Here is a 22,019-nt window from a genome sequence, read left to right on the forward strand (position 1 = left end):
CCTGCCGCCTCACGCCCTGAGGGGCGCCAGATACAATCGCACCAAGCCACGCAAGGTCTTGCGCCCCCAGAACTTCAACGGGATCTGCTTGAGTATCTCTCGCGCCAGCGGCCGGTCACGGTCGGCGGTCTTCAAGAACATCGAGTTCAGGAAGTTGTAGCGCACCGCGTCGTAGGCCGGATGCTCGCTGAAATGGGCATAGGTCTTGAGAATGTTCTGGATCATGTAGCGGTGGTTCTTGTAGGTGTTGTTCGCGTGCTGCCGGTAGCGCGCCATCACCACGCCAAGAGCGTCGATGGTGTAGCCGGCAGCCGTGATCTTCAGCTGGATCAGCAGGTCTTCCAGAGGAATCAACGGGTCGAAACCACCCACTTCTTCCAGCACTTCGCGGCGAATCAACATGGTCGGCGCTGGCGGGAAAGGCTTGCGGTCCATGAACATGTCGTCGAAATCCAGGCTGCGAAAGGGCACGTCGCGGCGCTGCTTTTTCTCCGGGTGCAGGTTGCCATCACCATCGATCAGCTCGATATTACCGGCGCACATGCCCACCTTCGGCTTGTCCGCCATATAGGCCACCTGGATGGCGAGACGGTCCGGCAGCATGATGTCATCGGAGCCGAACGGTGCGATCAGGCTGCCCTTGGCGCGGGCGATGGCAGCGTTGAGCGTGGCGGTCAGCCCCTGATTCTGCTGCACCTGGAAATCAAAGCCGTGCTTGGCCTGCAAGCGCTGGATGCGTTCGACACTGTCATCCGTGGAGCCGTCATCCACCACCAGCAGTTCGATATTCGGGTACGTCTGGCCGAGCACGCTGAGGATGCTCTCTTCGATATACCGGCCGTGGTTGTAGGACGCGATAATCACTGAGACCAGGGGTTGTTGCGCTGTCATGCTCTACCTACTTCTTTCAAACCGGTTTCGATGAGGTTCAGGTACTTCTGCTGGAACTCGGCCAAGGCGTGGTTCTCTTCCAGGTAACGGAACACCTGCTCACCCTTGGCGCGCAATTGCTCATCGCTCATGGCCAAATAAGTGTCCAGGGCAGTTGTCAGTTGCTCGACATTGCCCGGCTCGTGGGACAAACCGCCCGCCCCTTCTACCAGGGGCAGCATGGCCGGCCCGTTGGAGGCAATCACCGGCAGGCGCCCGCTCATGCCTTCCAGCAGCGCCAGGCCCAGCCCCTCAAGCAAGGAAGGCATGGTCCAGATATCGAAGGCACGCACATACTTGAGGCCATCCTCGCGAAAACCCAGCAGGTGCGCACGGCCGGTGAGACCGAGGCGCTCGATGTCTGCGCGCAAATCCGCCTCGGCACGGCCGGAACCGATGATGCCGACCTGGGCGTTGGGGTATTTGTCCTTGAGGCGGGCGAACGCCTGCAGCAGGTGCGTGTGCCCCTTGATCGGCACCAGGCGCCCCAATGCGCCGATGATTCGCGCGTCGAGCGGCAGCCCGAGCGCCTGGCGCGCCTGCTCGCGCGGCAGCTGCAAGGCTTCGGCCTGCGGAATATCGATGGCGTTGGTGACGAAGGTGGTGTTCTCTCGGGTAAAACCGCAGTTGAGCCCGACGAGGTAATCCCTGACCGCCGCCGACACCCCGACAAAGCGCCAGGCCGGGCTGACCAAACGACGCGTCTGGCGCCGGCGATAGGCGCGCTCGTACTCGCCGAAACCGTGAGAGATACCAATGCACAATGGGATCTTCAACCAGCGGTTGAGCGACAGCATCATGTTCACCGACTTGAAGCGATTGCAGATGACCACGTCGAACTTCTGCTCGCGGCAGTACTTGTAGATTTCCCACATGGCGCCCAGGCGAATGCCCTTGAGAGCCTTCTCGGGAAACTCGAAATACTTGGAATGATCCGCCACGCTCAACGGCTGGCCCGGCTGCGGTCGCCCGCTGAGAAAGGCCGACGTCACCTCGAATCGCTCGGTCGGCAACGCCTTGACGATCTGCTCACCGAGATCGGCGAAATCATTGAGTTTGACGTTGTAGTCAGGCTGCAACTGCAAAACCTTGAAACGAGGCTTCATATCACTCCATGAGGCAATCGGGCTGCTACGCGCACGCAGCCCGACGAAAAAAGTCAATTTCAGTCCTGCTTCAGCACCCAAAGCAGCTCGTGACGACGCACGGCCTTACGGAAAAACTCATTCTCGCCGTAAGGCGATGGACCACGACCAGCCAGCCATTGCTGCAACAGGCGACGCACCCGGCGCTTGAACGGCGCACGGGGCTGCAAGTCATGCATCATGCCCAGCGCCATGGCCTTGTCCTGCTGCTGGCTCTCGCTCAGCACCCGGCAATAAGGTTCAAGCACCTGGCCAGCATCGAACTGCGGCGGCAAAGCGACGCCAGCACCGGAATCACCCATGGGCCAACGGTCGTTATCGTGCAGATGGTTGGCGTAGCCAAGCAACGTGGTCGGTTGCCACTCAAGTCCCTGCAACGCCTGCACCACCGCGGTGTGGGCGCAGATATGGTCAGGGTGGGGGTCGAGCACTGGCGTGGGCAGTACAATCACCTCGGGACGCGCCTTGAGCAACACTGCCCGCAGGTCAGCGATCAGGTTATTCCAGGTCGGCGCACCGTCCACATCCCCCGGCAACGCCAGGGCATTGAACTGGCGGAACAGCCGCGTATCGTCCAACTGCGCTTCGCGCGATGCCTGGGGTTGGTCGGGGGCGTTACGCATGGCCGGCAGTTGCAGGCAGAAATACCCCAACTGCACGCAGTGCGCCTCGGGCACGCCGGCCCAGCGTGGCACGGCAATGCTGTCCCAGGCGCGCAGGCGCCCTTTGATCCGCGCCGCTTCAGCCTTGGGCAGGCCCATCTGCTGATAGTGCTCGGCCTCGATCTCACCGGCGGTCAGGGTCACGATCCAGCTTTCATCCGCCTGGCCGTACAGGCCGAAGGCGGCCAGTTCGGCATCGTCGGCATGAGGGGCGATCACCATCACGCGATGGCGCGCAGCATCGGGCTGGCGAAACACCCACAAGACCGGCTGGCCGATCACGCGGCAAAAACGCCCGCGCAGGCGCAGCTCACCCGCGGCCAATGCCTGCGCCGAGCCCGTGAGGTTCAGGTAACGCTTGCCGACCACACCGCGCTCGAACGCCTGGCGATCGTCCAGAAACTCAACCGCAGGATCAAAGAAACGCCCCCACAGGTTGCTTTTGAGCTGTACTTCGACGATCAGCGTTTCATCGCCAGCCAGCTCAAGCGGCGTATCTGCCAGCAACCTGCCGCCCTCCAGACGCAATCCGACCTGCTGGCCACTCGGCGCAAAACTGTATTGGTAGTCATCCTTGGGCGAATAAAACAGGTGGTCGGCAAACCAGGCTTCATGGGCCACCCACAGCAACACCGCCAGGATCAGCGGCAGCCACCAGGCCACCAGCACACCGGCCGCGATCAACAGCAGCAGGCCGATCAGCAGCGCAATGCGTTTATTGCGCCGGTGGCGCTTGAGCAGTTGCTGTTTGCGGCTCATAGGCTGAACACCGGCACCGGGTTGCACCAGCGCTCCTTGTACTCGCGGTCGGCACGCCCGAAGGAAAAACGCAGCGGCTTATCCACGGCCCGCGCCTGTTCCCAGGCGCTTTGCGTGTTGAGGAAGCTCAGCACGCTGCCAGGGCTGAACGCACGGGTTTCAGGATCAACACCGCCGTTGACGTACTCAATGCTGATCCACTCTGGCGACTCGACCCGGTACACCAACTGCACGGCAATCGGCGCATCGTTGAGAAACAGCACCGAGCCGATCAGGAACTCCTTGAGCAGCGCCAGCACCTCAGCCAGACGCTCGGCCCCCGTGGCCGGAAAGCCCCAGCGGCGCTGAAACAGATCGCAGTAGATTGCCGCCAGCTCGGTGCTGGAAAACTCGTTCACCGCCCGCACCACACCGCCTGCCTCTTCCAGCAGGCGCAATTCGCGGCGCTGGTTGTAGCGAAACTTCTTCGACAGGTCTTCGGGGGTACGCGCCATGGCCAATTGCTCGGCCTGGGGCTTGAGGGTGATGATGCGGCCCTGGTTCAGTGCTGACAGGTAGCGCCCGCGATGGCGCACCGGCAACTGCGCATCGGCAGCGATCGGCAGGATGATCTCGGCATTGCCCAGGTCAAACAGGCCTTTCTTGCCGCTGCGTTTGAGCACGTCCTTGGACAGGGCCAGGTCGCGCCCCCAGGTGGCAATCGCGCCCTTGAGTTCGCCGTCCTGCTCCCAGCCCAGGTAACGCACAGGAATCTGCGCCAGGCCCGCCAACCGCTCGACCACCTGCGGATGGGTCGCCACGCTGCCGCCAAACCGCTGCCAGGCCTGGGCGTAAACCTCGGCCTCGACAGGCGTCCAGCCACGCTCACGCCACGCCTGGAAGCGGTTCAGCATTTAGACCACGGCGTCATAAGGGTCCACGCCGTCCTTGACGACCAGGATGTCTTCCATGATCAGGTACTGCAGGTCGGAGCCGAAGAACATGTCCAGCGCGTCTTTCGGCGAGCAGATCATCGCTTCGCCACGACGGTTGAGCGAGGTGTTCAAGGACACACCGTTGCCGGTCAGCACTTCCAGCTCTTTCATCATGTCGTAGTAGCGCGGGTTGTACTCGCGCTTGAGCACCTGGGCACGGGAGGTGCCATCTTCATGGACCACTTCCGGCACGCGGGTCTTCCACTCTTCCGCCACTTCAAAGGTGAAGGTCATGAACGGCGCCGGGTGATCGACCTTGATCATCTGCGGGGCCACGGTGTCGAGCATCGACGGGCAGAAAGGCCTCCAACGCTCGCGGAACTTGATCTGGTGGTTGATACGGTCAGCCACGCCGGTCGCACTCGGGCAACCGATGATCGAACGACCGCCGAGGGCACGCGGGCCGAACTCCATGCGACCCTGGAACCAGGCCACCGGATTGCCGTCGACCATGATCTTGGCGATGCGCTGGGGCATGTTTTCGATCTTGCGCCAGTTCGGTTTGCTTTCGTGCTTGGCGCACGCGGCAATCACATCTTCGTTGCTGTAGGACGGGCCGAGGTAGACGTGTTCCATCTTCTCCACCGGTACACCACGGGCGTGGGACACATAGGCCGCGGCACCGACAGCAGTGCCGGCATCGCCGGAGGCCGGCTGTACGAACAGCTCCTTCACGTCGTCGCGGGCAATGATCTTCTGGTTCAGCTTCACGTTCAGCGCGCAACCGCCGGCAAAGGCCAGCTTGCCGGTGTCTTTCAGGATGTCGCCCAGGTAGTGGTCGATCATCTGCAGGGCCAGCTTCTCGAACAGCGCCTGCATGCTCGCGGCGTAGTGGATGTAAGGCTCGTCGGCGATATCGCCTTCGCGCTTCGGACCCAGCCACTCGATCAGTTTTGGCGAGAAGTAGAAACCCTTGCCCTTCTCTTTGTAACGACGCAGGCCGATCACGTTGGCATAGTCGGTGTTGATCACCAACTCGCCGTTTTCAAAGGAGGCCAGGCGCGAGAAGTCGTACTTGCTGGCATCGCCGTACGGGGCCATGCCCATGACCTTGAACTCGCCGTCAAGCATCTCGAAACCGAGGAATTCGGTGATTGCGCCGTACAGGCCGCCGAGAGAGTCCGGATCGTAGAATTCCTTGATCTTGTGGATCTTGCCGTTTTCGCCGTAGCCGAAGAACGTGGTGGCGTACTCACCTTTACCGTCGATGCCGAGGATCGCGGTTTTCTCCTGGAAGCCGGAGCAGTGGTAGGCGCTGGAAGCGTGGGCCAGGTGGTGTTCAACCGGCTCGATCTTGATTTTCTTCGGATCGAAGCCCAGTTGCTCCAGGCACCAGACGATCTTGTTGCGATAGCGCTTGTAGCGACGGTTGCCCATCAGGATCGCGTCAAGGGCGCGGTCCGGGGCGTACCAGTAACGCTTGGCGTAGTGCCAGCGCGCCTCGCCGAACAGGCTGATCGGGGCGAACGGGATCGCCACCACGTCAACGTCGGAAGGCTTGATGCCGGCCTGCTCCAGGCAGAACTTCGCCGATTCGTAGGGCATGCGGTTCTTTGCATGTTTGTCGCGTACGAAGCGCTCTTCTTCGGCGGCCGCGATCAGCTTGCCGTCGATGTACAAGGCTGCGGAAGGATCATGGCTAAGGGCGCCGGACAGGCCAAGAATCGTCAATGCCACAGGGGTCTAGCCTCTTTTAGTCTGCATACAGGCGGGGTGCGCCTGAAAAAAGTGTGCTTCCCGCCTGGGCAGGAAACAGCTAAAGGGCGGGATTATAGCGTAAAAGCAGCAGGAAACTGTTAGCGGCAAGCGGCTAGCGAAGCTCAATACTGCCGTCGGCACTCTGCCGGTAGACGGTATAGGGCAAGAAGAGTGTATCCAGGACAGCGGATACAGCCACATCGAGATAAGGCCATGGAACATCGTTCAAGGAAAGCCCACTTCCTGAGCTGGGGGGTGCATGCAGCACGCACAAATCATAAGACACGCCGCTGTAGACACGCGGAACCGACTGGCAGTAGGTTTTTTTCGCTTTGAGCGACTGGACCGTGACACGGTCTTCACGCAGCACCGTGGTCATTGTGCCGCAACCGGCCACTATCAAACATACACCCAGCAATGCCAATAACCCTGCAACGTTAGGTTTCATAAGTCGCTCATCCTGTAGAGGGACCAAAAACCTACCATCGCACACCGCCCTTCACAGCCTCCCGACAACGTTAATATGCGTAGGAACCTTCCCATATCCCTGACGTGTCAGAAATTCGGTAAACGAGGGAGGTAGCCGTTAAACTCGCGCTTTTTTTTGCGCCTACGCCACTTACTGACGCGTTGCGCCACGGACCCGGCCTTTCCATGAACACAACCGCCCCCACTCGCCTTGCCCTGTTACTGCTGGGCCTGTGCTCCAGCGCACTGGCCGATGACGGCTCGTTGACCCTCGACCCCAGCGTCGTCACCGGTTCGCGCAGCGCCAGCCCGACGTTCGACCTGCCTTACTCGGTGGACGGCGTCAGCCGCGAACAAATCAGTGACGGCCAGCTCGGCATCAACGCCTCCGAAGCCCTGTCCCGCGTGCCCGGCCTGGTAGTGCAGAACCGCCAGAACTATGCCCAGGACCTGCAGATCTCCTCCCGTGGCTTCGGCGCCCGTTCGGCATTCGGCGTGCGCGGTATCAAGCTGATTGCCGACGGTATTCCCGCCAGCACCCCGGACGGCCAGGGTCAGGCGGCCACGTTCAACCTCGATACAGCCGAACGCATTGAAGTGCTGCGCGGCCCTGCCGCCACTCTGTATGGCAGCAATGCCGGCGGCGTGATCCAGATGTTCTCCCGCGACGGCGAAGGCCCACCGCGCATCGGCGCCGAAACCCTGGTTGGCAGCGACGGACTGAACAAAAACCACCTGACTGCTGAAGGCGCCGCCAACGGTGCCGGCTTCGTGCTCGACGCCTCGCGCATGGACACCAATGGTTACCGCGACCACAGCAGTGCGCGACGCGACCAGACCTTTGCCAAGCTCAACTTCCAGCCGGATGACGACAGCAAACTCGCCCTGATTTACAGCAGCCTGGAACAGAACGGCACGCAGGACCCACTCGGCCAGACTTGGGCAGGGTATAAGGCCGATCCGCGTTCGGTAAGTGCCAATGCACTGACCTACAACACGCGAAAAAGTATCGACCATCAGCAATTGGGCATGAATTACGAGCGCTACCTCGGCGATGCGACGTTGCAGGTGAATGCGTATACGGGGCGGCGGAGTGTGATTCAGTATCTGTCGATCCCTGACAAGTTCGCCAGCGGCGTGACCAACCCTGCCAATGCGCGCGGCGGAGTGGTGGCGTTCGACCGGAAGTTCTACGGCGGTTCCGTCCACTGGTTGCAACCTATCACCAGCGTTTCGGGCGACCTGACCCTGATCGCCGGCGTCGACTACGACCGCAGCCAGGACGATCGCCAAGGCTATTCCAACACCGTCAATGGCGTTCACGGCGTAAAAGGCGCTCTTGGCCGTGACGAAATCGACACCGCCACCAGCCTTGACCCATTCGTGCAAGCCAACTGGTTACTCGGTGACTGGACGCTGCAAGCAGGCCTACGCCACAGCACCATGGAAATGAAAGTAAACGACCACTTCCTCAGCGACGGCAACGACAGCGGCAGCAAGACTTACCAGAAGAACACACCGTCAGTCAGCATCATGTACGCCTTCACACCTGACTTGCATGGCTACGTCAGCGCTGGCAAAGGCTTTGAAACCCCGACGCAAGCTGAATCGGCATATTCCGGCAACTCAAACGGCTTCAACTTCGCGCTCAAGCCTTCGGTCAGCACGCAGTATGAGGTGGGCCTGAAAGCACGCGTCGGCCAGGACACACGCATCAACGCCGCCGTATTCCAGATCACGACCGAAGACGAGTTGGTGGTACAGCAATCCAGCGGCGGCCGTACGACTTATCAAAACGCCGGCCGCACCCTGCGCCGCGGCTTCGAACTGGGCATCGAAAGCCAACTCAGCGACCACTGGACCACCAACCTCGCCTACACCCGCCTGCAAGCCACCTACGACAGCGACTTCGTCAGCGGCGGCAGCACCGCCGTCGACAAGGGCAACTACCTGCCCGGCGTGCCGCAAACCACGCTGTTCGCCGAGCTGAACTGGAAACCCCGGGACTGGGTCAGCACCGCCATCGAAGGCCTGTACCGCAGCAAGGTCTATGTCGAAGACACCAACAGCCAACGTGCCGCGCCGGCCTACAGCGTCTTTAACTGGCGCGCACGTTTTGAGCAGAAAGTCGAACACTGGACCTTCCACCAGACCCTGCGTCTGGACAACTTGCTCGACCGCCAGTACGTCGGCTCGGTGATCGTCGGCGATGGCAACAACCGTTACTACGAAGCCGCTCCTGGCCGCTCGTGGTACGCCGGTGCTGGTGCCGAGTACCAGTTCTAAAACCACCACAAGGCTCATGTGGGAGCTGGCTTGCCTGCGAATGCGTTAGGTCAGCAACACATGTACTAACTGACACACCCTATTCGCGGGCAAGCCCGCTCCCACATTTTGACCGCGATCAGACCTGAGCTGGCAAGCGCTGATCGATGAGTTTGTACAACGCACTCTCCGACGGCCAGTTACGCATAAACCGCGCACGATCCTTGGCATACGCTGAGGCAAAGCTGGCGTCGGAGGCGTGTTGGCACATGGCATCCAGGTCGATCAGCGACCAGCGATCCTCGTCCCAGAACAGGTTATGCCCCTTGAAATCGCCATGGCTGATGCGCTCGCGGATCAGTTCAGCGAACAGGTGATCCAGCGCCTGCAGTTCGCTTTCCGGTGCGTCACCGTTTTCAACGTACGGCGCGAAGCGTTCGATGATGTCCGGCCCCGGCAGGTACTCGGTGATCAGGTACGCACGGCTACGCAGCCAGAAGAAGCGTTTTTCCAGCACCGCCAGCGGCTTGGGCGTGGCAATACCGAGGAACGCCAGGCGGTTGCCTTCACGCCAGGAATGCCAGGCGCGGCTCGGACGCCAGAAGCGCTTGAGCCAATGCGCAAAGCCCTTGATGTTGTAGCGCTTGATCACCAACTGCCGGCCAGCCACGTCGACCTTGGCCACGCTGGCGGCACCACCGGTTTTATACAGGTGGCCCTTATCCAGCAGCGAATCGGCCTGCTCCAGCACCGGCAGCATGGCACGCTCTTCTTCGCGGCGAATGGCGCGCGAGGCAAAAGCGCCACGTACCACGCTGAACAACGTGCACTCGCGGCCGACCTTGTTCAAAAAGTCCTTGAGGCGCCAGGCGCTGACCTTGCGCACCTGCTTCTCCAAGGCTTCCAACGGCAGGGCGTGTTCGCCATTGCTCAGCAGGTAGTACACCAGCAGTTCTTCGGTGAACGGTTCGAGATTTTTCGGCAACTGGGCGAAAAACACCCCGAGGTTTTCCAGCACGCGGTTACGCGACAGTGGCTTGCCAGCCTCTTCGACGCGAATGCCGGCGCCATCAATCAGGTACAGCTTGCCGTCCTTGCGCAGCAGGTTGTCCAGGTGCAGGTCTTCCTGCCACAGGCCTTGGGTGTGCATCTGCGCAATCGCGCCCAGCGCTTCGGCGAGCACCGCGGTTTGCTCATCGGCCAGCGGCGGCAAGTGTTCGACAGCCTGCCAGGCATCGGCCAGGCTTTCGGCGCCCTCGATGAATTCGAATAGCAACCAGCCGCCCTCGCCTTCCTGCAAGCCGTCCGCCAGCAACAACGGTGTGGTCAGCCCCTGCTCGGCCAACAGGCGCACGCCGCTGAGCTCACGCTGAAAGTGCCGTGCTGCCTTGCTGCCCACCAGTAACTTGGCCAACACCGGACGGCCACGCCAGACGGCCGCGCCCACATAGCGCTCGCCTGGCAACACGCGCAACAGGCTCAGCAGTTGCAACTGACCAGGGCCCGCCGCATCGGCCAGTTCGAGGGCCAGGGGCAAGTCCGGGGTACGGCCGGCGGTTTTCAGCTCGGACAAACGCATCAACGGTTTTCCTTGTGGCTGCGGCGGGCGGTCAACTTCTGCAACCAGGTGCCGACCAGCGCGCTGTCTTCCGACTGGTCGAGATAGGCGGCCAGCAATTGGCGCACTTGCTCATCAGACCACTGCGGCGCACGACGCAACAGCGGCTCCAGATCCTTGACCCGATCACGCCAGCCGAACAGCAACGGGCGGGTTTTCTCCAGGTCGATCAACTGCGCGGCATACCCGTCGCCGGTGGCCTGCAGGAAAATATGCTTGGGATAGAAACAGCCATGCACTTGGCCAACGCTGTGCAACCGACGAGCAAGCTGACCGCAAGCCAGCAGGATCGCACGGTGCTGGGCGTCGCTCAGTTGCGCCCATTGTTCCAGCAACGAATCCAAGTCATTCCAGCCGTCCAGGGCGCGGGTGAGCAGCATCGCGCGGTGTTCGCCATCGACTTTGCGCTCGCCGTAGAACGCCGCTTGCAAGGCCGGAATGCCAAGCTTGCGGTAACGGCTGATATTGCGGAATTCACGCGAGAAACTCGGCTCGCCGAAAGGACGGTGCAAGCTGCGCGTCAGGTAATTGCTCTGGCGCTTGAGGTAGTAACCCTGGCCATCGAGTTCAAGGCGAAACACGCTGCTCCAACCTCCGCGACTGGTATTGGGTTCATCCACCGCGTCCAGTTGTTTGGCCCACAAGGCGTCGAACGTCGATAGGCCGTGGCGCTCCAGCAGCGCACGGTCTTCAACCGCCAGGAAATCACTCATTCGCGTCCCTCGAAAAACTTCACCACGTGGCGAATCCGCTCTTTATCCGACGCACTCAGGTGCCGGCACTGACGGTACTGTATGTAGAACCGCAGGCGCTGGGTGGCAGACAGGTGATACTTGGCCACCTTGTCCAGGCACGCCAGGTCTTTGGTGATGCGGTACTTGAGCCAGAACCCGCGCCAGAAATCACCATTGGGGCAATCGATCAGGTACAGGGTGGCCTGATCATCGATCAGCAGGTTGCGCCACTTCAAATCGTTATGGGTAAAGCAATGTTCGTGCATGGTGCGCGTGTACTCGGCGAGTTGGCGACTCACCGCGTTGACCCACTTCGGGTCGTGCAGGCGCGCATCATTGCGCTCGGCCAGTACCGAAAGGTCTTCGGTCTTCGGCAACTCGCGGGTGATCATCGCCCCACGGTCGTAGGCCAGGCCTTTGCGCTCCAGCCCCCAGGCGACCACATCGGCGGTGGGGATGCCCCATTTGGCGAATCGCTTGAGGTTCTGCCATTCGGACTTGACCCGAGGCTTGCCCAGGTAACGCCGCAACCCCTTGCCCGCACCGGTGTAGCGCTTGACGTAGTAATTCACCCCGCCCCGCTCCACACGGATCACTTCCGACAGCGGATCACGGGTCAGCCGCTCGCCCTGCAGGGCGAACACCGCTTCGAGGCTGCCAAAATCATCCGCCAGGTGGGCGTAACCGGGTTCCAGGTTCCAACCCGCCATCAGATTGCATCCCCGAGGCGCTGTTTGCGTGCATACAGCTTGTCGGCCTTGCGTTGCATCAGGCTCAACGACGCCGAGTGCTCGGCCAGGATCTGGCGCAGCGGCTGGCGGAAGTAACCCTTGAGAAAGCGCAGTTTGTCGCGACGGGTCAGGCCGATTTCCAGCGCCGAGTAATACAGCGCGGAGAGGTCCTTGTCGCGCCAGCGCAACGGCAAGTGCGCACGCAGTTGGGCGCGGTGCAGGTCGATCACCGACAGCTTGATGTTCTTCGCATCGATGGGTTTGGCAGTGTCCAGCAGGAAGTGGCACAGGTAGCAGTCGCGGTGGTTCACGCCACCACGGTGCATGTCGCCGACCATGCGAGCAAGCTCCGCCGTGAGGGCGTGACGCAGCGCAGGCGCCGGAGGCTCGGCAACCCAATTGATAGTCACATCTTCCAGGCTGAGGGTCGGCGCCAGCTCTTCGGTGATGATGAACGAGTGCTGGTCTGCCGGGTTGCTGCCCTTTTCGCCGAAGGCGACGCCGGTCATGGTTGGCACGCCGAGTTCCTGCAGGCGATGAATCGCCGCCCACTCAAGGCCCGCGCCCAGCACCGGCAGCTTGGCGGTGATCAGGTTCTTGAAGATCTCGCCCCAGCCAATGCCACGGTGGATCTTGACGAAATACGGACGGCCATCCACCACGGTACGCAGGGTGCGACGCGCCGCCAGCTCACGGAATACTTCGCCTTGCAGTTTCTCGACTTCGGCAAAGGCATCAAGCCCGGCCCATAACGTCTTGAACGGTTCGGCAAGAATCAACTTCATCGTTTTGGCTCCGCCAGGATCACATCCGCAGCGTGCTGCGGCATGCTGTAAAGGTCGGCCGTCTCAGCGAAGGCCAAACCATTGCGGCTCCAGGCCGCGCGCTGTGCAGTGTCGGTGAGCATCTTCGCCAGGTACGTGTTGAGCTGCGTTTGTTCAAACGGCTCATCCAGCACCAGGCCGCTGTCAGCTTCAGCGATGTAGTGAGCATACCCACACACGGCCGAGACCAACACCGGCAGCCCGGCCACCAGGGCCTCAAGCAATACGGTGCCGGTATTTTCGTTGTACGCCGGATGGATCAACAGGTCGGCGCCCAGCAGGAAACGCGGGATATCGCTGCGGCCCTTGAGAAACTGCACATTGTCCCCCAGCCCCAGCGTCGCGCTTTGCAGTTGGAATACCTTGGGGTCGTCCTGGCCGATTACAAACAGGCGCGTGCGTTTTTTCAGCTCAGACGGCAATGCGGCCACGGCCTTGAGGCTGCGGTCGACGCCCTTGGTCTTGAAGCCCGAGCCGATTTGCACCAGCAGCAAATCGTCATCGCCCAGGTTGAACTCCTGGCGGAAACCCTCGCGAATCTCGGCGGCATTCGGCGGTGCGCGGCGGTCCTGGGCAATGCCCGGCGGCAGCAGGTGGAAGCGTTCCAGCGGCGTGTCGTAATGCTTGATGAACAACGGCTGCTGCACTTCGGAGATCATCAGGACTTCAGTCTTGGCGTCCTTGGCGAACACTGCACGCTCGTAGTCGGCAAAGTGCTTGTAGCGACCAAAATAGCGGTACAGCGAGTGGCGCAGGTTCTGTGCCTTGTCTTCAAAGCAGCCGTCGGCGGCGTAGTACACATCCAGGCCGGGCATTTTGTTGAAGCCGATCAGACGGTCCACGGGGCGCTTGGCCAGGTCGGCCTCCATCCATGCGCTGAGTTTCTCATTGCGCCGATGGTTGAAGAACGCCTTGACCGGCGCCACCAGCACTTCGAAACCGGGCGGGATGTCGCCCTCCCAGATCAGCGTATAGACACGAATCTGGTGGCCGCGCTGCTGGCACTCCAGGGCGATGCGCATGAAGTCGCGCTGCAGGCCACCGAAGGGGAAATACTTGTACAGCACAAAAGCCAGTTGCATCAGTGCAGCTCCTCAGCCAATAACAACGTGCTCAGTCGGCTTGCCACACGCTCAGGGTTCAGGCGCGTGAAGCACAGGGGCGACTCGCGCTTGATGTCGAACCGACGCAGGTCGTCGGCCGTCGGTTGATAGGTACATTGCTTTTGCAGGCACGGCGCGCAGGGGAAGTCGCTGGCCAGGTGAATCTGGCCCTTGCCATAGGCGCCGGTGAGGCCGGGGTTAGTCGGGCCGAACAGGGAAATGGTCGGTACATCCAGCGCGGCGGCCAGGTGGCCGAGACCAGTGTCCACCGCCACGCAGGCGCGGGCGCTGGCCAGTACGCGAGCGACGCCGGCCAGGTTCAATTTGGGCAGCACTTCGGCGTGTTGCAGGCCTTGGGCCAGGCGTTCGGCGCGGGCTTTTTCGGCGGCGTTGCCCCAAGGCAATTTCACCTCCACACCCAGGCGCCCCATGCGCTCGGCCAGCTCGCGCCAGTAGGCTTCGGGCCAGTGCTTGGTGTCCCAGGTGGTGCCATGCAGCAGCAGCACAAAAGGTTTCTTCGGCGGCAGGCCCAGGAGCTTTTCAGTGCTCAGGCCGTAGTCGCCCAGACCTTTGGGCAAGTCATAACCGAGCGCCACGGCGAATAACTGGCGCAGACGCTCCACCGCGTGTTGCCCACGCGCCACGGCGAGGCGTCGGGAGTAGAAACGTGCAGCCATCGGCTCGCGCGCGGAATTCTTGTCGAAACCGGCGATTGGCGCGCGCACGTAACGGGTCAGCCAGGCGCTTTTCAGCAGGCCCTGGGCATCGATCACCAAGTCATATTTGGTCGACTGGACTTGCTGCTTGAAACGCCGCCATTCGCCACTTTTGATGGTCTGCCAGATGTTCTTGCGCCAGCGGCGGATCGCTACCGGGATCACTTTGTCCACCGCAGGGTGCCAAGTGGGAATCTCGGCGAAGCCTTCTTCCACCACCCAGTCGAATCGAATGCCCGGGATCGCCCGCGCTGCATCGGTCAGGGCCGGCAAGGCATGAATCACGTCGCCCAGGGATGAGGTCTTGATTACCAGTACGCGCAAACTATCGGACCTCGACCGCAGAGCCCTGCAACCGCTGCAAGGCTTCGTTCACCGGCTGCGGCAGCAACTGGCGCATGCAGTTGTAGTGACCAAAACGGCAGGTGCGATCAAAACACGGGCTGCATTCCAGGCCCAGGCGCACCACTTCGACCTTGTCGGCCAACGGCGGGGTGAAACCCGGCGATGTGGAGCCGTACACCGCCACCAGCGGGCGGTTCAGCGCGGCGGCGACGTGCATCAGGCCGGAGTCGTTGGACACCACCGAATCGGCGCAGGACAGCAGGTCGATGGCTTCGGCCAGGGACGTGTCACCACTGAGGTTGACCGCCTCTTCACGCAGGCCAGGAATCAGCCGCTGGCGAATGTCCTCACCCACCGGATGGTCCTTCTTCGAACCAAACAGCCAGACCTGCCAGCCTTCACGGATCTTGGCTTCGGCGACCTTGGCGTAGTGCTCCGACGGCCAGCGCTTGGACTCGCCAAATTCGGCCCCAGGGCACAGCGCCAGGACCGGACGGTCCAGCGTCAGGCCGAACTTGGCCAGGGCGGCATCACGGCTCACGGGGTCAATCTGCAGGCTCGGACGCGGATACGGCGTGGGCAACTCGGCCCCCGGCTCGTAAGCCAGGGCCATGAAGCGCTCGATCATCAGCGGGTAGCGGGCCTTGTCTAGCGTACGCACGTCGTTGAGCAGCACGTAGCGGAACTCGCCACGCCAGCCGGTGCGCTTGGGAATACCGGCGAAATACGGCACCAACGCCGATTTGAGTGAGTTGGGCAACAGGATCGCCTGGTCGTATTCGCCCGCCAGGGATTTACCGATACGACGGCGGGTCGCCAGCTCCAGGGCGCCATGGCCGAGCGGGAAGCTCAAGGCCTTGCGCACTTCGGGCATGCGTTCGAGGATCGGCCGGCTCCACTCAGGGGCGAGCACGTCAATCTGGCAGTCCGGGTAGCGCATGCGCAGACACTGAAACAGTGTCTGCGCCATCACCATGTCACCGACCCAACTGGGCCCAACGATCAGAATATTCATGTAGTTTCCACAAACGATGCGGGGAGGCTTATGCCTCCCCGCCCTAATAGTGTTTCAGCTCAACCCCAGCTCCTGCCAGATACGCATCACCTGGCGCCGTTCGTCGGCGAACTGATCCCCGGCCACCGTACCGGCCTCATTTTGCAAGGCCTGGCGATGCGCAGCCGAACGGTAGGCCTTATACACCTCGCGCAGCAGATGGGCATCGGCGGCGGGCATCAAACCCACCTGCTCCAGGCCTTCCAGAATGCGGATATTGTCGGTATAGCGCAGCAACGATGGATGTTGCGCAGACCACGCCAAAGCCGCGTATTGCACCATAAATTCAATATCGACGATACCTCCGGCGTCCTGCTTGAGGTCGAACGCCGCCGTGGCCTCAAAGGCATTGGCGCCGGTGCCGGCCGCCGTGGTCTTGGTGCCCAGGTTGTCACGCATCTTGGCGCGCATCTCGCTGACCTCCTGGCGCAGCTTCGTCAGGTCCCGCGCCTGCCCCAACACGTTAGCCCGTACCTGCTCGAATGCCTGACCCACATCCTGGCTGCCGACCAGCACCCGAGCGCGGATCAAGGCCTGATGCTCCCAAGTCCAGGCTTCATTTTGTTGATAACGCGCAAATGCGCCCAGCGAACTGACCAACAGCCCGGACGCGCCGGAAGGTCGCAGCCGCATATCCACCTCATACAACTGGCCGGAGTTGGTCTGCGTGGTCAGCAGATGGATGATGCGCTGGCCCAGGCGTGTGAAAAACTGCGCACCGTCGATCGGCTTGGCGCCATCGGTTTCCGCCTGCGGATCGCCATCGTGGATAAACACCAAATCCAGGTCCGAACCATGCCCCAGTTCGATCCCACCGACTTTCCCATAACCGACAATGATGAACCCAGGATCGCACAGGGTGCCGTCCAAGCGCTGCGGCGAGCCGTGGCGCGCGACAGTCTGGCGCCAGGCCAGGGCCAGCACTTGTTCAAGGATCGCCTCGGCGAGCCAGGTGAGGTAGTCACTGACTTTCATCAGCGGCAGGCTGCCGGCGATTTCCGAGGCGGCCACGCGCAGGCGGTGGGCCAGCTTGAAGTGACGCAGGGCTTCCATTTGTTGCTCAAGGTCGTCTTCGGGAATGCGCGTCAAACGCTCACGCAGTTCGGCGGCCAACTCGGGCGCCAGCGGCGGCTTGAACAGACGGCCTTCGTTGAGCAACTCGTCGAGCAGCAGCGGGAAACGCGTGATCTGCTCGGCGATCCACGGGCTGGCGGCGCACAGGGTCAACAGCCGACGCAGGGCGTCGGGGTTTTCCGTGAGCAACACCAGGTAAGCGGAACGCCGGGCGACGGCTTCGACCAATGGCAGCACGCGCTCCAGCACCAAGTCCGGGTTGGCGTGTTCGACCGCTTGGGCCAACAGGCGCGGAATGAACGCATCCAGCCGCTCACGCCCCAAACGCTGCATGGCACGCAGTTGCGGGCTGTTGCGCAGGCCGGCCAACGCCTTGAGGGCCTTGGCTGCGTCGGCAAAACCACCTTCGGCCAACTGGCGGCAGGCAGCCTCTTCATCTTGGGATTCTTCCCACAGCGGCAACCACTCACCACCCACGACCAATTCGCTTTCTTCGCCCTCTTCTTCGTCAGGATCAGCGATCACTTGGCGGAAATGCCAGTCCACCCGACCGCGCCAATACATCAGGCACTCGTGGAACGAGGCCCAGTCGGCAAAGCCCAGCATAAAGGCAATGCGCGCCTGGTCTTCCGGACTGTCCGGAAGCATTTGCGTCTGCCGGTCGGCAATCGCCTGGATCGCGTGCTCGGTGTAACGCAGGAATTCGTAGCCATTGCGCAATTCGGCGATCACCGCCGGCGGCAGGTAGCCCTGGCCTTCCAGGGTGCCGAGCACCTTGAGTAAGGGTCGCTGCTGCAAGCTCAAGTCACGACCGCCGTGGATCAGTTGGAAGGCCTGGGCGATGAACTCCACTTCGCGGATGCCGCCCGAACCCAGCTTGATGTTGTCGGCCATGCCTTTGCGCCGCACCTCCTGCTGGATCAACTGCTTCATGGTGCGCAGCGCTTCGATGGCGGAGAAGTCCAGATAGCGGCGATAAACGAAGGGTCGCAACATTTCCAGCAACTGCGCACCGGCAACCTGGTCGCCAGCGACGACGCGCGCCTTGATCATGGCGTAGCGTTCCCAGTCACGGCCCTGGTCCTGGTAATACTGCTCCAGCGCGTTGAAGCTGAGCACCAGCGCACCGGCCGAACCGTAAGGGCGCAGGCGCATATCGACGCGGAACACGAAACCGTCGACGGTCATCGGGTCGAGGGCCTTGATCAGCTTTTGACCAAGACGGATAAAAAACTCCTGGTTATCCAGGGCGCGCTTGACGCCAACGGTCTCGCCACCCTCGGGGTAGGCGAAGATCAGGTCGATATCCGACGACAGGTTCAACTCGACCGCGCCGAGCTTGCCCATGCCGAGGATCACCATCTGCTGCGGCTCGCCGCTGCGCCGACCAGTGGGCGTGCCGAACTGAACGCAATGACGCTGGTACAGCCACTGGTAGGCCTGGTCGATGCTGGCGTCAGCCATGTCGGAGAGGTCGCGGCAGGTCTGCACCAGGTCCGCCTGGCGAGTCAGGTCGCGCCAGATGATGCGCACTTGCTGGCGCGTACGCTGACGACGCAGCACGCGGCCCAACTCATCTTCTGTTTCGGCTTGTTGCACCGCACCAGCGATCTGACCGCACAACTCACCGGGCGCAAAACCACGGTCCAACTCGCCCCAGGCCACCAGCTCCAACAACATCAAAGGGTCACGAACACTCTGTTCAATGACGAAATCACTGGCCGCGCACACGCGGGCGAAGTCGGCCCACCGTTGCGGCGTCCACGCAGAAAGTCCATGATCGTCGTCCAGCGCGGCCACTGCGTCACAAAATGACTGCTCGGCCCGCCGGGCTTTTGGCAAGAGAATGGCTGGCAGTTCGGCCAGTGTTGGAAGGCTCATGGTCTATCCTTGATCGGCGCGTAAAGGGCGTGTAGGTGTGAACGTAAGAACCGCGCTCTATGAAGGACTGTCGAACAAAGGTTAGAAATAGCTGAAATTAATTTCATTTTGGCAGCCAACATCAAACTTTCACCTTTTCTTGTTCGCAAAAGATCAACAATAACGATTATGCTCACCAGCCAGACCGAGCCATACGCTCAGTCTTGTGTAGTTTTACTACTCGTATATACATTCGAAAGGCTGAAATGGCCGACGATTTGTAGTAAAACTACAGGACGCCGAAGCAACCTTCGGCCATCCAAGAATTTATGTCGTCTGCCCACAAGGCCAGTCGCAAACTTCAGGCAACCGATTCTGGTAGCCTTTCCGCCCTGGAGCAAGCCATGCAAGACCTCGATCCCGTCGAAACCCAGGAATGGCTGGACGCCCTGGAATCGGTTCTCGACAAAGAAGGCGAAGACCGTGCTCACTACCTGATGACCCGTATGGGCGAACTCGCGACCCGCAGCGGCTCGCAACTGCCTTACGCCATCACTACGCCATACCGCAACACCATTCCTGTTACCCACGAAGCACGCATGCCTGGCGACCTGTTCATGGAACGCCGCATTCGCTCGCTGGTACGTTGGAACGCCATGGCGATGGTAATGCGCACGAACTTGAAAGATTCGGACCTGGGCGGTCACATCTCCAGCTTCGCCTCCAGCGCAACCCTGTATGACATCGGCTTCAACTACTTCTTCCAGGCCCCGACCGACGAACACGGCGGCGACCTGATCTACTTCCAGGGCCACACCTCGCCAGGCGTCTACGCCCGTGCGTTCATGGAAGGCCGCATCAGCGAAGAACACATGAACAACTTCCGCCAGGAAGTGGACGGTAACGGCCTGTCGTCGTACCCGCACCCTTGGCTGATGCCTGATTTCTGGCAGTTCCCGACGGTATCCATGGGTCTGGGCCCAATCCAGGCGATCTACCAGGCACGTTTCATGAAGTACCTGGAAGCCCGTGGCTTCATCCCGGAAGGCAAGCAGAAAGTCTGGTGTTTCCTGGGTGACGGCGAGTGTGACGAGCCGGAATCCCTGGGCGCCATCTCCCTGGCCGGCCGCGAGAAGCTGGACAACCTGATCTTCGTCATCAACTGCAACCTGCAGCGCCTCGACGGCCCGGTTCGCGGCAACGGCAAGATCATCCAGGAACTTGAAGGCGTGTTCCGCGGTGCTCAGTGGAACGTGACCAAAGTCATCTGGGGCCGCTTCTGGGACCCACTGCTGGCCAAGGACGTCGACGGTATCCTGCAACGTCGCATGGACGAAGTCATCGACGGCGAGTACCAGAACTACAAAGCCAAAGACGGCGCGTTCGTGCGTGAACACTTCTTCAACACGCCTGAACTCAAGGCGATGGTTGCCGACCTGTCCGACGACGAGATCTGGAAACTCAACCGTGGCGGCCACGACCCGTACAAGGTCTACGCGGCCTACCACGAAGCGGTCAACCATAAAGAACAACCAACCGTAATCCTGGCCAAGACCATCAAGGGTTATGGCACCGGTGCCGGCGAAGCGAAGAACACTGCGCACAACACCAAGAAAGTCGACGTCGACAGTCTGAAGTTGTTCCGCGACCGCTTCGACATCCCGGTCAAGGACGAAGAGCTGGAGAACCTGCCGTTCTTCAAGCCAGAGCCGAACAGCGCCGAAGCCCGTTACCTGGCTGAGCGCCGCGCCGCACTGGGTGGTTTCGTGCCTCAGCGTCGCGCCAACAGCTTCAGCGTACCGACGCCAGACCTGAGCACCCTCAAGGCTATCCTCGACGGCTCGGGCGACCGTGAAATCTCCACCACCATGGCCTTCGTGCGGATCCTCGCGCAGCTGGTCAAGGACAAGGACATCGGCCCGCGCATCGTACCGATCATCCCGGACGAAGCCCGTACCTTCGGTATGGAAGGCATGTTCCGTCAGTTGGGCATCTACTCCTCCGTCGGCCAGCTCTACGAGCCAGTCGATAAAGACCAGGTGATGTTCTACAAGGAAGACAAGAAGGGCCAGATCCTCGAAGAAGGTATCAACGAAGCGGGCGCCATGAGCTCCTTCATCGCTGCCGGTACTTCGTACTCCAGCCACAACCAGCCGATGCTGCCGTTCTACATCTTCTACTCGATGTTCGGCTTCCAGCGTATCGGCGACCTGGCTTGGGCAGCAGGCGACAGCCGTACCCGTGGCTTCCTGATCGGCGGTACCGCCGGCCGGACCACACTGAACGGCGAAGGCCTGCAACACGAAGACGGTCACAGCCACATCCTGGCTGCCACCATCCCGAACTGCCGCACCTTTGATCCAACCTACGGCTACGAGCTGGCGGTGATCATCCAGGACGGCATGAAGAAGATGACCGAAGAGCAGCAGGACGTTTTCTACTACATCACCGTGATGAACGAGTCCTACCAGCAGCCAGCCATGCCGGCCGGTGTCGAGGAAGGCATCATCAAGGGCATGTACCTGCTCGAAGAAGACACCAAGGAAGCGGCGCACCACGTACAGCTGATGGGCTCCGGCACCATCCTGCGCGAAGTGCGTGAAGCGGCTAAGATCCTGCGTGACGAGTTCAACGTCGGCGCTGACGTATGGAGCGTGACCAGCTTCAACGAACTGCGTCGCGATGGCCTGGCCGTAGAGCGTCACAACCGCCTGCACCCTGGCCAGAAGCCACAGCGCACCTTCGTTGAAGAGTGCCTGACCGGCCGTAAAGGCCCGGTGATCGCTTCGACCGACTACATGAAACTGTTTGCTGAACAAATTCGCCAGTGGGTCCCGTCCAAGGAATTCAAAGTCCTGGGCACCGACGGTTTCGGCCGCAGTGACAGCCGCAAGAAGCTGCGTCACTTCTTCGAAGTCGACCGTCACTTCGTGGTGTTGGCAGCCCTGGAAGCCTTGGCTGACCGCGGTGAGATCGAACCTAAGGTGGTAGCAGACGCTATCGTCAAGTTCGGGATCAACCCGGAAAAACGCAACCCACTGGACTGCTGAGGAGATTTT

At 61.3% G+C, this 22,019-nt stretch carries 16 protein-coding genes; 2 read left to right on the plus strand and 14 right to left on the minus strand.

The features are described 5' to 3' along the window. Positions 1–9: 9 nt before the first annotated feature. From AB4O08_RS10255 to AB4O08_RS10280, 6 genes are all read right to left on the minus strand, one after another. On the minus strand, positions 10–891 hold the full coding sequence (locus AB4O08_RS10255) for a glycosyltransferase (protein ID WP_010213668.1): 882 nt from the start codon (positions 889–891) through the stop codon (positions 10–12). Further along, on the minus strand, positions 888–2,036 hold the full coding sequence (locus AB4O08_RS10260; RefSeq protein ID WP_010213669.1) for a glycosyltransferase: 1,149 nt from the start codon (positions 2,034–2,036) through the stop codon (positions 888–890). Before AB4O08_RS10260 ends, AB4O08_RS10255 begins: the two co-directional genes overlap by 4 nt. Positions 2,037–2,095: 59 nt before the next feature. Then, on the minus strand, positions 2,096–3,496 hold the full coding sequence (locus AB4O08_RS10265; protein WP_042571380.1) for a PIG-L deacetylase family protein: 1,401 nt from the start codon (positions 3,494–3,496) through the stop codon (positions 2,096–2,098). After that, positions 3,493–4,389, minus strand: coding sequence for an antimicrobial resistance protein Mig-14 (locus AB4O08_RS10270; RefSeq protein ID WP_044286540.1), 897 nt, complete (start codon positions 4,387–4,389; stop codon positions 3,493–3,495). Before AB4O08_RS10270 ends, AB4O08_RS10265 begins: the two co-directional genes overlap by 4 nt. Next, the gene (locus AB4O08_RS10275; protein ID WP_010213673.1) at positions 4,390–6,147 is read right to left on the minus strand and encodes a carbamoyltransferase family protein; all 1,758 of its coding nucleotides are present in this window, start codon (positions 6,145–6,147) and stop codon (positions 4,390–4,392) included. A 133-nt stretch (positions 6,148–6,280) separates the two neighbouring features. Further along, positions 6,281–6,616 carry a YceK/YidQ family lipoprotein gene (locus AB4O08_RS10280; RefSeq protein WP_010213675.1) on the minus strand — a complete coding sequence of 112 codons (336 nt, stop codon included), beginning with the start codon at positions 6,614–6,616 and terminating at the stop codon, positions 6,281–6,283. A gap of 206 nt (positions 6,617–6,822) precedes the next feature. Here AB4O08_RS10280 and AB4O08_RS10285 point away from each other — a divergent pair, with 206 nt between their 5' ends. Beyond that, positions 6,823–8,922, plus strand: coding sequence for a TonB-dependent receptor family protein (locus AB4O08_RS10285; RefSeq protein ID WP_460114846.1), 2,100 nt, complete (start codon positions 6,823–6,825; stop codon positions 8,920–8,922). 118 nt (positions 8,923–9,040) lie between these two features. Here the strand turns inward: AB4O08_RS10285 and AB4O08_RS10290 are convergent, their stop codons facing one another. From AB4O08_RS10290 to glnE, 8 genes are read right to left on the minus strand one after another with little or no spacing between them, the layout of a single operon-like run. Further along, positions 9,041–10,480, minus strand: a complete 1,440-nt coding sequence (locus AB4O08_RS10290) for a lipopolysaccharide kinase InaA family protein (protein WP_460114847.1) — start codon at positions 10,478–10,480, stop codon at positions 9,041–9,043. Then, positions 10,480–11,232 carry a lipopolysaccharide kinase InaA family protein gene (locus AB4O08_RS10295; RefSeq protein WP_042571376.1) on the minus strand — a complete coding sequence of 251 codons (753 nt, stop codon included), beginning with the start codon at positions 11,230–11,232 and terminating at the stop codon, positions 10,480–10,482. The genes AB4O08_RS10290 and AB4O08_RS10295 overlap by 1 nt, the downstream gene beginning before the upstream one ends. Then, the gene (locus AB4O08_RS10300) at positions 11,229–11,963 is read right to left on the minus strand and encodes a lipopolysaccharide kinase InaA family protein (RefSeq protein ID WP_460114848.1); all 735 of its coding nucleotides are present in this window, start codon (positions 11,961–11,963) and stop codon (positions 11,229–11,231) included. The genes AB4O08_RS10295 and AB4O08_RS10300 overlap by 4 nt, the downstream gene beginning before the upstream one ends. Then, positions 11,963–12,769: a lipopolysaccharide core heptose(I) kinase RfaP gene (gene rfaP / locus AB4O08_RS10305; RefSeq protein WP_010213682.1), complete on the minus strand. Its 807-nt coding sequence runs from the start codon at positions 12,767–12,769 to the stop codon at positions 11,963–11,965. The genes AB4O08_RS10300 and rfaP overlap by 1 nt, the downstream gene beginning before the upstream one ends. Further along, positions 12,766–13,890: a glycosyltransferase family 4 protein gene (locus tag AB4O08_RS10310; RefSeq protein WP_010213684.1), complete on the minus strand. Its 1,125-nt coding sequence runs from the start codon at positions 13,888–13,890 to the stop codon at positions 12,766–12,768. Before AB4O08_RS10310 ends, rfaP begins: the two co-directional genes overlap by 4 nt. Next, complete coding sequence (gene waaC, locus AB4O08_RS10315) at positions 13,890–14,951, minus strand: lipopolysaccharide heptosyltransferase I (protein ID WP_042571374.1); 1,062 nt, start codon at positions 14,949–14,951, stop codon at positions 13,890–13,892. The genes AB4O08_RS10310 and waaC overlap by 1 nt, the downstream gene beginning before the upstream one ends. Before the next feature lies 1 nt (position 14,952). Then, positions 14,953–15,987: a lipopolysaccharide heptosyltransferase II gene (waaF, locus tag AB4O08_RS10320; RefSeq protein ID WP_044286536.1), complete on the minus strand. Its 1,035-nt coding sequence runs from the start codon at positions 15,985–15,987 to the stop codon at positions 14,953–14,955. Positions 15,988–16,041: 54 nt separating this feature from the next. Continuing rightward, positions 16,042–18,981: a bifunctional [glutamate--ammonia ligase]-adenylyl-L-tyrosine phosphorylase/[glutamate--ammonia-ligase] adenylyltransferase gene (glnE, locus tag AB4O08_RS10325; RefSeq protein ID WP_045791369.1), complete on the minus strand. Its 2,940-nt coding sequence runs from the start codon at positions 18,979–18,981 to the stop codon at positions 16,042–16,044. Positions 18,982–19,364: 383 nt separating this feature from the next. Here glnE and aceE point away from each other — a divergent pair, with 383 nt between their 5' ends. Further along, positions 19,365–22,010, plus strand: coding sequence for a pyruvate dehydrogenase (acetyl-transferring), homodimeric type (aceE, locus tag AB4O08_RS10330; protein ID WP_010213689.1), 2,646 nt, complete (start codon positions 19,365–19,367; stop codon positions 22,008–22,010). Positions 22,011–22,019: the final 9 nt, after the last annotated feature.

It is taken from the genome of Pseudomonas sp. H3_E07 (assembly GCF_054668895.1).

Coding starts and splice junctions, on each gene's coding strand:
- AB4O08_RS10255 (WP_010213668.1), bottom strand. CDS start 891: ATGACAGCGCAACAACCCCTGGTCTCAGTGATTATCGCGTCCTACAAC.
- AB4O08_RS10260 (WP_010213669.1), bottom strand. CDS start 2,036: ATGAAGCCTCGTTTCAAGGTTTTGCAGTTGCAGCCTGACTACAACGTC.
- AB4O08_RS10265 (WP_042571380.1), bottom strand. CDS start 3,496: ATGAGCCGCAAACAGCAACTGCTCAAGCGCCACCGGCGCAATAAACGC.
- AB4O08_RS10270 (WP_044286540.1), bottom strand. CDS start 4,389: ATGCTGAACCGCTTCCAGGCGTGGCGTGAGCGTGGCTGGACGCCTGTC.
- AB4O08_RS10280 (WP_010213675.1), bottom strand. CDS start 6,616: ATGAAACCTAACGTTGCAGGGTTATTGGCATTGCTGGGTGTATGTTTG.
- AB4O08_RS10285 (WP_460114846.1), top strand. CDS start 6,823: ATGAACACAACCGCCCCCACTCGCCTTGCCCTGTTACTGCTGGGCCTG.
- AB4O08_RS10290 (WP_460114847.1), bottom strand. CDS start 10,480: ATGCGTTTGTCCGAGCTGAAAACCGCCGGCCGTACCCCGGACTTGCCC.
- AB4O08_RS10295 (WP_042571376.1), bottom strand. CDS start 11,232: ATGAGTGATTTCCTGGCGGTTGAAGACCGTGCGCTGCTGGAGCGCCAC.
- AB4O08_RS10300 (WP_460114848.1), bottom strand. CDS start 11,963: ATGGCGGGTTGGAACCTGGAACCCGGTTACGCCCACCTGGCGGATGAT.
- rfaP (WP_010213682.1), bottom strand. CDS start 12,769: ATGAAGTTGATTCTTGCCGAACCGTTCAAGACGTTATGGGCCGGGCTT.
- AB4O08_RS10310 (WP_010213684.1), bottom strand. CDS start 13,890: ATGCAACTGGCTTTTGTGCTGTACAAGTATTTCCCCTTCGGTGGCCTG.
- waaF (WP_044286536.1), bottom strand. CDS start 15,987: ATGAATATTCTGATCGTTGGGCCCAGTTGGGTCGGTGACATGGTGATG.
- glnE (WP_045791369.1), bottom strand. CDS start 18,981: ATGAGCCTTCCAACACTGGCCGAACTGCCAGCCATTCTCTTGCCAAAA.
- aceE (WP_010213689.1), top strand. CDS start 19,365: ATGCAAGACCTCGATCCCGTCGAAACCCAGGAATGGCTGGACGCCCTG.